A 9,289-nucleotide genomic window follows, 5' to 3' on the forward strand; every position below is an offset into this window, starting at 1 on the left:
CGGCCGCACACCCCATATCTTGTGCCGGACTCGCTTCGTTCCGCACGTCCCTGCAACGTTTCAAATAACCCGCGCGGCAATTGAGCGGTTGACGTGGAGTCCCGATGGACTCACCCTGTGGATAAGTTTTCACGAGGGGGATCGGAATGGGGGTCGTCGAGACCACGACGAAGCAGCGCGCGCGGGCCAAGGCCAAACCGGTCGCCGTGCCGAAGGAGCTGTTGCCGCTGGGCCGGATCCTGGGCGGCGATTGCGTGGCCGCGATGCGCGGGCTGCCCGATGCCAGCGTCGACCTGGTTTTCGCCGATCCGCCCTACAACCTCCAGCTCGGCGGCGACCTCAACCGGCCCGACGGCAGCCATGTCGACGCGGTGACGGACGAATGGGACCGCTTCGACAGCTTTACGAGCTATGACGATTTCACCCGCGCCTGGCTGACCGAGGCGAAGCGCGTGCTGAAGCCCGACGGCGCGCTGTGGGTGATCGGCAGCTATCACAACATCTACCGCGTCGGCGCAATCCTGCAGGATCTGGGCTTCTGGATCCTCAACGACATCGTCTGGCGCAAGACCAACCCGATGCCCAATTTCCGCGGCACCCGCTTCACCAATGCGCACGAGACGCTGCTGTGGTGTTCGCAGGGCGAAAAGGCACGCTACCAGTTCAACTACCGCGCGATGAAGACGCTGAACGACGAATTGCAGATGCGCAGCGACTGGCTCTTCCCGATCTGCGCCGGGGCGGAGCGGCTTAAGGAAGGCGGGCACAAGGTCCATCCGACGCAGAAGCCCGAAGCGCTGCTGTATCGCGTGCTGCTTGCGACGACGGAGCGCGGCGACGTGGTGCTCGACCCGTTCTTCGGCACCGGCACCACCGGCGCGGTGGCGAAGCGGCTGGGGCGCGAATGGATCGGCTGCGAACGCGAGAATGTCTATCGCGATGCCGCGCTGAAGCGGATCGAGAAGGAACTGCCCCTGGACGAAAGCGCGCTGACCACCATGCAGGCGGGCCGGACCGCGCCCAAGGTCGCCTTCGGCGCGCTGGTGGAGGCCGGCATGCTGAAACCGGGCACGCAGCTGTTCGACAAGAAACGCCGCTGGACCGCCACCGTGCGCGCCGACGGCTCGCTCGAATGCGGCAAACAAAGCGGCTCGATCCATGGCTTGGGCAAGGATTTGCAAGGCGCGCCCAGCTGCAACGGCTGGACCTTCTGGCATTACGAGAACGGCGGCGAGATCAAGCCGATCGACGCCGCGCGGCAGCTTTACCTGCTGGCGGCGGAGGAGTGAGGGCCCCGTTTATTCGCATTGCGGAATTGATGGGGGATCGGCTTCTATGCGGGCTGCGGTGTTGTTTGCACCATTAGTATGATAGCTTCTTTTGCACGATGCTCGGACACAGCGCCGAAGAGTTGGCGCTAGGGCTTCGCCCAATACGTCAACAGGCCCATGTGGTGTTCTATACGGCAAACGAGCAGGAGGTGTTCGTCGTGCGCGTTCTGCACCATCGCATGGATTTCGAGCGCCAGGTCTGATGGACACACCCCGTCGCTGTCCTACTCGCCATGGCTGCATTAACCTGCCGCGGATGACCGCGCCGCCGCTTCGATATCAACTCGACGACCGATTTTCCCTCGCGAGAACGGAAGTTGACGCTGGCAGGGGTCGAATATGCTGCAAGTATCTGAGAGAAAAAGAAAACCTCCTCGACCGAAGTTTCGCAAAACACCCGCTTCGGTGTTCCATCCTCCCCTCGCGCTGCTACGGGTCTGACGCATGACCGAACGCATCTACATCCGTCCCATCGGCTTCGCGCCCGGCCCGCAGGAAGAGGAGGGCGACGCGATCCGGCTCGCCGGGGGGATGGTCTTCGCCAGCCGGTTCGCCGTGATCCTGCGCCGCGATGGCGAGACGATCGCGCGCTGGCAGGCCTCGCGCGGCACGATGGCGCGGGTGCTGGGCGAACTGCCCGACAGCGTGGGCGCGGCGGCGGAGGCGCAGTGGGCGAACTTGACCCTCGCGCATCCGCCGCTGCAACTAGGCGCGCGGACCGTGCGGCTCGACCAGCCGCAGGTGATGGGCATCCTCAACGTCACGCCCGACAGCTTCTCCGACGGGGGCGAGTTCCTCGAGCGTCCCGAGGTGGGCCGCGCGCATGCCGCCGCGATGGTGGAAGCAGGCGCGGCGATCCTCGATATCGGGGGTGAGAGCACGCGCCCCGGTGCGGACGCTGTGTGGGAGGAGGAGGAGATTCGCCGCACGCTCCCCGCGGTAGAATATTGCGCCGCGATGGGCGCCGCGGTCAGCATCGATACCCGCCGCGCGGGCACGATGGAGGCGGCGCTGCGCGCGGGGGCCGGGCTGGTCAACGACGTCTCGGCGCTACGCTACGATCCGCGCAGCCTGGAACTGGTGGCTGCGACCGGCTGCCCGGTGGCGCTGATGCATCTGCCCGGCGACGGGTCGGGCCTGCACGACAATGATGGCTACGACAGCGTGGTGTTCGACGTGTTCGACGCGCTGGCGGCGCATCGCGAGCGCGCTATCGCCGCCGGAGTGGAGCGGGAGAACATCGTGCTCGACCCCGGCATCGGCTTCGGCAAGTCGCTGTCGGACAACCTCGCGCTGATCAACGCGCTGCCGCTGTTCCATGCGCTCGGCCAGCCGCTGCTCTTGGGCGCGAGCCGCAAGCGGTTCATCGGCGCGCTGTCGAACGAGGCCGCGGTGGAGCAGCGGCTGGGCGGCAGTATCGCCATGGCGATCGCCGGAATGAACGCGGGCGTGCAATTGCTGCGCGTCCACGACGTGTTCGAAACGGTGCAGGCGCGCAATGTCTGGCGGGGCTTGCGCGATGCGGCGCTGACCGACTTTGCCGGGATGACGGATTAGAGCGAGTAGCCGCCGTCGCTGACCAGCACCGCGCCGGTAATGGTCGCGGCGGCATCGGAGAGGAGGAAGGCGATCTGCTGCGCGATCTCGTCCGCACTGGCGTAGCGGCCCAGCGGCGTCGCCATCCTGGCAAGGGCGTCCATCGCGGCGCCCCGGTCTCCGCCGTGCTCGGCCACCAGGTCGCGGAAGAAAGGGGTGTCGTCCCAGATCGGGGTGTCGACCCCGCCGGGTGCGATCGCGTTGACCCGGACGCCGCGCGGCGCGGCTTCCTTCGCGGCGACCCGGGCGAGTTGCATTACCCCAGCCTTCGACGCGCCATAGGCCGCGGTGCCGGGTTCCGCCTTTGCTCCGCTGATCGAGGCGGTGAGGACGATCGCTCCGTCATCCCGGATCGCGCGGAGGGTCGCCTGCAGGGACAGGAACGTGCCGTCGAGATTGGTCGACAGCACCCGCCGCCATTCGGCGAAATCGAGCTCCGCGATCGGACCGCCTGAGGAAATGCCCGCGTTGAGCACCGCATGGTCGATCGGGCCATGCGCGGCGGCGGCTTCGGCGAACGGCCCATTCCAGAAAGAGGGGTCCGCCACATCGCCGGTCAACGGCACAAACTCGCAGGCGAGGTCAGGCCCGCGCATCGCGTCGCCATCGCGGTCGACTAGGATCAGCCGCGCGGCCCCGCTCGCGTCCAGTGCGCGAGCGACAGCCGCGCCGATCCCCGAACCCGCGCCAGTGACGAGCGCGGTCCGCCCGGCAAGATCGAACATTCCGTTTGCCTTTCGACCGCGCTCAGGCGGCCTGGTTTTCCTCTATATACTCGTCCGGGTCCTTCTCCTGGCGGTGGTAGGTCCCCGAATGGTCGGCTTCGAAGGCGAGGTATTTCACACCCAGCTTGCGCCGCTCCTCCGCAGGAACATGGCGGCGGAAATCGGTCAGCCCCTGGCGCTCTTCCTCGGACAGGTGCGAGCTGTTGTTGCAATTGCACAGGTCGACCTTCTCCCACCACTTGTCGGAGCCGACCTTGTGCTTGTCCGCCTCCTCGGCGGCCTCGGCGATGTCGTTGTGATCGCCGATCGCATCCTCGGTGGTCTCCTCGGCGCTGTCGCTGTCGAGCGCGCCGGTGCCGCATTCGAGCAGGCGGGGGTAGAAGAACTTCTCCTCCGCCGCGGCATGCGCTTCGAGATGGTTCTTGAGCCGTTCCCAGATCTTGCCGAGCGATTCGGTGTCGTCGCGCGCTTCGTCGAGCGCGGAGAACCAGCGGCGCTGGCGGTCGTGGTCGGCTAGAATGCAGTCGACGATGTCCATGTGGGATGTCCCTGTTGCTGGCGTGGAATTACGCCGAGAGAACGGGGCATGGCGCGGGCGGTTCCGCGCCGGGAGAAGTCAGGCCGCGTTGTCGATGCCGAGGTCGGAGAGCTTGCGATAGAGCGTCGACCGCCCGATGCCGAGCCGCCGCGCGACCTCCGTCATGCGCCCGCGATAGTGCCCGATGGCGAGGCGGATGACATCGGCCTCGATCTCCTCCAGCGGGCGCAGATTGCCGTCGTCGGTATAGAGCATGACGCCCACCGCCTCCGGCTGGGCCGCGCCGTTCTCCGCCACTTCGCCGACCATTCCGGACAGCTGCGGAAAGTCGCCTGCGGTCAGCACCTCGCCATCGCAGAACACCGCGGCGCGGAACAGCACCGCCTGCAGCTGGCGGACATTGCCGGGCCAATCGAAGGCAGCCAGCAGGTTCAGCGCGCTGTCGGCCAGGCTGAGATGGCGCAGGCCCGGCTGTTCGCCGATGCGGGCAAGGAAATGGCGCGCGAGCGCGGGGATGTCCCCCGATCGCTCGCGCAACGGCGGCAGCTCGATCCTGGTGGCCGAAATAGCCTCGAGCAGGTCGCCGTCGAAGTGTCCCGTCTTCACCATGTCGGCCAGCGGCAGGTTGCTGGCGGTGAGCAGGCGGATGTCTATGCGGAAGCCGTGCGTCGCGCCGACGGGGCGCACGATCCCCGAATTGAGCGTCGCGGCAAGGCGGGTCTGGAGATCGGGCGGCAGGCGATCGATCTCGTCCAGCACCAGCGTGCCGCCGTCGCACGACTGCAGCGCGCCGATCTGGCGGTCGAACGCCCCGGCAAAGGCACCGGGTTCATGCCCAAACAGCGCGGACTCGACCGAATTGCCGGGTATCCCGGCAAGGTTGACGAGGCGGAAGGGTGCTTTGGCGCGGGGGCTGGACGCGTGCATGGCGCGCATCAGCATTTCCTTGCCGGTCCCGCTTTCGCCGCCGATCAGGATATGGCCGTGCCCGCGCGCCGCCTTGGCCGCGCGGGCGAGCGCGGTGCGGAATGCGGGCGCGGTACCGATCATGGCATCGAAATCGAGGCTGACGGGCATCTTCTCGGTCAGAGGCTGCAGCTCGTCGCGCGGCATCTCCATCCGGGTCGCGCTGATCAGCGCGCGCATCAGCCGCTCCGGCGCGACCGGCTTCACCAGGTAATCGGTCGCGCCCGCGCGCATCGCCTCCACCGCCTGCAGGGGGCTGGCGCTGGCGGTGAGCATCAGGATCGGAAGGGCGGGGCGGCGCTTGTGCAGTTCGGCGATGACCGCGCAGGCCTCGTCGCCCGGAACCCATTGGTCGAGGATGATGGCGGAAAGTTGCATGCCCTCCCGCGTGCCGAGCGTGGCGATGGCGGTCTCGCAATCCTTAACCACCAACGTGCGCCAACCCTCGCGCGCGGCGAGCGCGGTGACGAGGCGGCTTTGCGCCGGCTCGTCGTCGACCAGCATCAACAGACGTGTATCTTCCTTCGCCATCGTTCGCGCGCGCTTCTCCAGTGCCGCCCCGGCAATCGGGATGGTCGATGTCGGAAGAGCCGTAGCGCTATAGGGTAAAGGCGCGCTTAAGGGCGACGGGCCGGACGCGCGGCAGGCTTGGCAAGCCGGGGGCATCGCGATAGGGCAGGGCGCTGAAACTTACTTGCAAGGGGATTTGCCGGTCATGGCAGCCAACGACATGAAATCCGCCAGCGCGACCTATTCGCGTTTCATATCGGTCGTGAAGGTCGCGGTGCCCGTCATCGCGATCCTCGTGCTCCTCCTCCTGATCGTCATCAGCTGAAGCCGTTGCGGATCGCCGCACTCAGGGAACGCGCTCCGGGCGAAACGCGGGTGGCGCTGACGCCCGAAACGGTCCGCAAGTTCGCGGCGCTGGGTGCCGACGTCGCGGTGGAGACGGGCGCGGGCGAGACCGCCGCGATTTCCGATGCGGCATATGAAGAGGCGGGCGCGCAGGTCGCCGATGCCGCCGCTATCGTCCGGGACGCCGATATCGTCCTGGGTATTCAGGCGCCCGATCCTGCTCTCCTGTCGGGTGCGAAGGCGGGGGCGATGGTCGCTGCGGTGTTCGATCCCTTCGCGCGCCGCGATCGGGTAGATGCCTATGCCGCCGCGGGATATCAGGCGCTGGCGATGGAATTCATGCCGCGCGTTACTCGCGCGCAATCGATGGACGTGCTGTCGAGCCAGTCTAACCTGTCGGGTTACAAGGCGGTGATCGCGGCGGCCGACACTTACGGCCGCGCCTTCCCGATGATGATGACCGCCGCGGGCACGGTGCAGGCGGCGCGCGTCTTCGTAATGGGCGTTGGCGTGGCGGGGCTTCAGGCGATCGCGACCGCGAAGCGACTGGGGGCGCAGGTATCCGCCACCGATGTGCGCAGCGCGACCAAGGAACAGATCAAGTCGCTTGGTGCGAAGCCGATCTTCGTCGAAGACGTCGCCGGGATCGAGGGCGAGGGTTCGGGCGGCTACGCCACCGAGATGAGCGAGGAATACCAGCAGGCGCAGGCAAAGCTGGTGTCCGAGCATATCGCTAAGCAGGATATCGTGATCACCACCGCGCTGATCCCCGGCCGCGCGGCACCACGCCTGATTACCGACGCGCAGATCGCCAGCATGAAACCCGGCAGCGTCATCTTCGACCTGGCGGTCGCGCAGGGCGGCAATGTCGAGGGCTCGCAGGCTGACGAGCTGGTGGTGAAACACGGCGTCACGCTGATGGGCTATGCCAACACCCCGACCACGCTCGCACCCGACGCCTCGGCCCTGTTCGCGCGCAACCTCTACAATTTCCTGTCCGCCTTCTGGGACAAGGACGCAGGGGCAGTCGCGCTGGACGAGGAAATCGGTGACGCGGTGCGCCTGACGCAGGGCGGCAAGGTCGTGAACGAGAGGTTGGCGGCGCAGTAATCCGGACCCGGGGGAGGGGACCAAGAGTGGACTTCATTTCGATCCTGTCGATCTTCGTGCTTGCCTGCTTCGTGGGCTATTACGTCGTCTGGTCGGTCACGCCCGCCCTTCACACGCCGCTGATGGCGGTGACCAACGCGATTTCAAGCGTCATCATCGTCGGCGCGCTGATCGCCGCCGCGGCGGCGGACGTGCCGGGTGCCAAATGGCTCGGCCTGGCCGCGATCGTGCTCGCCAGCGTCAACATCTTCGGCGGCTTCGCGGTGACCGAGCGGATGCTCGCGATGTACAAGAAGAAGGAGAAGAAGTGATGGGCACGCTTCTCCTCGCAGCGCCTGTCGCCGAGCATGGCCCGGTAAATCCCTGGGTCGCCCTCGCCTATCTCGTTGCGGGGGTGTGCTTCATCCTCGCGCTACGCGGCCTCTCGAGTCCCGCCACCAGCCGCACCGGCAACCGCTTCGGCATGGCGGGTATGCTGATCGCGGTGGTGACCACGCTGGTGACCCATTTCCCCCGGACGCATGAACAGGCTGCGCCGGACGTCGTGAACATCATGCCCGACTGGGCTTCGATGGGTGAAATCCTCGCTGCAATCGCCATCGGCGCGATCATCGGCCTCGTCACCGCGCGGCGGATCGCGATGACCGCGATGCCGCAGCTGGTCGCGGCGTTCCACAGCCTCGTCGGCCTCGCCGCGGTGCTGGTCGCGGGCGCGGCCTTCCTCAATCCCGGCGCGTTCGGCATCCTCGATGCGGGCGGCAATATCCTCGCCGTCAGCCGGGTGGAGATGATCCTCGGCGCGGCGATCGGGGCGATCACCTTCTCGGGCTCGGTCATCGCCTTCGCGAAGCTCAACGGCAATATGGGCGGCTCGCCGATCCTGCTGCCCGCGCGCCATGTCATCAATCTCGGCACGCTGGCGACGATCGTCGTCCTGACCGCGCTCTATGCGATGCAGCCGGTCGCCCCGGCGGGCGAGGGGTGGATTTTCTGGGTCGTGCTCGCACTCGCCTTCGCCGTGGGCTTCCTGCTGATCATACCGATCGGCGGGGCTGACATGCCGGTCGTGGTATCGATGCTGAACAGCTATTCGGGCTGGGCGGCAGCGGCGATGGGCTTCACGCTGCACAACACCGCGATGATCATCACCGGCGCGCTGGTCGGCAGCTCGGGCGCGATCCTCAGCTACATCATGTGCCGGGCGATGAACCGCAGCTTCCTGTCGGTAATCGCGGGTGGCTTCGGCGCGGAAACGTCCAGCGCAGGCGACGGGGCCCCGCGCGAACAGCGCCCCTACAAGCAGGGCAGCGCCGCCGATGCCGCCTTCATGCTGGAACAGGCGGAGAAGGTCATCATCATCCCCGGCTACGGTATGGCGGTGGCGCAGGCGCAGCACGCGCTGCGCGAAATGGCCGACGTGCTGAAGGAGAAGGGGGTGGAGGTGAAATACGCCATCCATCCCGTCGCCGGGCGTATGCCGGGGCACATGAACGTGCTGCTGGCCGAAGCCAACGTGCCCTATGACGAGGTGTTCGAGCTGGAGGACATCAATTCCGAATTCGCGCAGGCCGATGTCGCCTTCGTGATCGGGGCGAACGACGTCGTGAACCCGGCGGCGAAGACCGACAAGTCGAGCCCGATCTACGGTATGCCGGTGTTCGATGTCGGCGCGGCGAAGCAGGTGTTCTTCATCAAGCGTTCGATGGGCGGGGTCGGCTATGCCGGGGTCGACAACGACGTGTTCTACATGGATCAGACGATGATGCTGCTGGCCGATGCCAAGAAGATGGTCGAGGAAATCGTGAAGGCGATGGATTGATGCGCCGCGTGGCACTGGCCCTGTGTGCCATCGCCCTGCTGACCGGCGGCTGCGCGCAGCGGATCGCGGAAAGCCGCGTGCGCAGCGCCCTGCTGGATGCCGGGCTGTCGCGGAACAACGCCGATTGCATGGCTGAGCGCATGGTCGACCGCCTGACCATCGACCAGCTCAAGAAGCTGGAAGGCATGAAGGCGCGCAGAGGCGAAAGCGACAAGCCGACCTCGCTGCGCGATTTCGTGAACCGGGTCAGGCGCGTGGGGGATGGGGAGGTCGTCACCGTGACCGCATCCTCCGCCGCGCTGTGCTATACCGGTCTAGCGAACGAGAAGCGCTGACACGCCCCATCGGG

General features: G+C 66.8%; 11 protein-coding genes. 8 read left to right on the top strand and 3 right to left on the bottom strand.

Annotation, left to right across the window (positions count from 1 at the left end):
* The first annotated feature begins 146 nt into the window (after positions 1 to 146).
* The 3 genes from MKP08_RS06150 to folP all read left to right on the top strand — a co-directional run bounded on the left by MKP08_RS06150 (position 147) and on the right by folP (position 2,888).
* Positions 147 to 1,289 (top strand): site-specific DNA-methyltransferase, encoded by a 1,143-nt coding sequence (locus MKP08_RS06150; RefSeq protein WP_306300126.1) that lies wholly within the window; start codon positions 147 to 149, stop codon positions 1,287 to 1,289.
* A 98-nt stretch (positions 1,290 to 1,387) separates the two neighbouring features.
* On the top strand, positions 1,388 to 1,534 hold the full coding sequence (locus MKP08_RS14395; RefSeq protein WP_373418071.1) for a type II toxin-antitoxin system RelE/ParE family toxin: 147 nt from the start codon (positions 1,388 to 1,390) through the stop codon (positions 1,532 to 1,534).
* Positions 1,535 to 1,775: 241 nt separating this feature from the next.
* The gene (folP, locus tag MKP08_RS06155) at positions 1,776 to 2,888 is read left to right on the top strand and encodes a dihydropteroate synthase (protein ID WP_241555336.1); all 1,113 of its coding nucleotides are present in this window, start codon (positions 1,776 to 1,778) and stop codon (positions 2,886 to 2,888) included.
* Here folP and MKP08_RS06160 read toward each other — a convergent pair.
* The 3 genes from MKP08_RS06160 to MKP08_RS06170 form a co-directional block, all read right to left on the bottom strand.
* Complete coding sequence (locus tag MKP08_RS06160) at positions 2,885 to 3,652, bottom strand: SDR family NAD(P)-dependent oxidoreductase (RefSeq protein WP_241555337.1); 768 nt, start codon at positions 3,650 to 3,652, stop codon at positions 2,885 to 2,887. The genes folP and MKP08_RS06160 overlap by 4 nt on opposite strands.
* Positions 3,653 to 3,674: 22 nt before the next feature.
* Positions 3,675 to 4,190 carry a hemerythrin domain-containing protein gene (locus MKP08_RS06165; protein WP_215228953.1) on the bottom strand — a complete coding sequence of 172 codons (516 nt, stop codon included), beginning with the start codon at positions 4,188 to 4,190 and terminating at the stop codon, positions 3,675 to 3,677.
* Positions 4,191 to 4,268: 78 nt separating this feature from the next.
* Positions 4,269 to 5,687 carry a sigma-54 dependent transcriptional regulator gene (locus MKP08_RS06170; protein WP_215228952.1) on the bottom strand — a complete coding sequence of 473 codons (1,419 nt, stop codon included), beginning with the start codon at positions 5,685 to 5,687 and terminating at the stop codon, positions 4,269 to 4,271.
* Positions 5,688 to 5,871: 184 nt separating this feature from the next.
* On the opposite strand from MKP08_RS06170, the gene MKP08_RS06175 reads away from it, so the two are divergent.
* The 5 genes from MKP08_RS06175 to MKP08_RS06195 are packed head-to-tail and all read left to right on the top strand — an operon-like array spanning position 5,872 to position 9,275.
* Positions 5,872 to 5,991, top strand: coding sequence for an aa3-type cytochrome c oxidase subunit IV (locus MKP08_RS06175; protein WP_241555338.1), 120 nt, complete (start codon positions 5,872 to 5,874; stop codon positions 5,989 to 5,991).
* Positions 5,992 to 5,996: 5 nt separating this feature from the next.
* The gene (locus tag MKP08_RS06180) at positions 5,997 to 7,121 is read left to right on the top strand and encodes an NAD(P) transhydrogenase subunit alpha (protein WP_241555339.1); all 1,125 of its coding nucleotides are present in this window, start codon (positions 5,997 to 5,999) and stop codon (positions 7,119 to 7,121) included.
* Between the two features lie 26 nt (positions 7,122 to 7,147).
* The gene (locus MKP08_RS06185; protein WP_215228950.1) at positions 7,148 to 7,432 is read left to right on the top strand and encodes an NAD(P) transhydrogenase subunit alpha; all 285 of its coding nucleotides are present in this window, start codon (positions 7,148 to 7,150) and stop codon (positions 7,430 to 7,432) included.
* Positions 7,432 to 8,940, top strand: a complete 1,509-nt coding sequence (locus tag MKP08_RS06190) for an NAD(P)(+) transhydrogenase (Re/Si-specific) subunit beta (RefSeq protein WP_241555340.1) — start codon at positions 7,432 to 7,434, stop codon at positions 8,938 to 8,940. Before MKP08_RS06185 ends, MKP08_RS06190 begins: the two co-directional genes overlap by 1 nt.
* On the top strand, positions 8,940 to 9,275 hold the full coding sequence (locus MKP08_RS06195) for a hypothetical protein (RefSeq protein ID WP_241555341.1): 336 nt from the start codon (positions 8,940 to 8,942) through the stop codon (positions 9,273 to 9,275). Before MKP08_RS06190 ends, MKP08_RS06195 begins: the two co-directional genes overlap by 1 nt.
* Positions 9,276 to 9,289 lie beyond the last annotated feature (14 nt).

It is taken from the genome of Erythrobacter sp. LQ02-29, assembly GCF_022576075.2.
Taxonomy (GTDB): domain Bacteria; phylum Pseudomonadota; class Alphaproteobacteria; order Sphingomonadales; family Sphingomonadaceae; genus Alteriqipengyuania.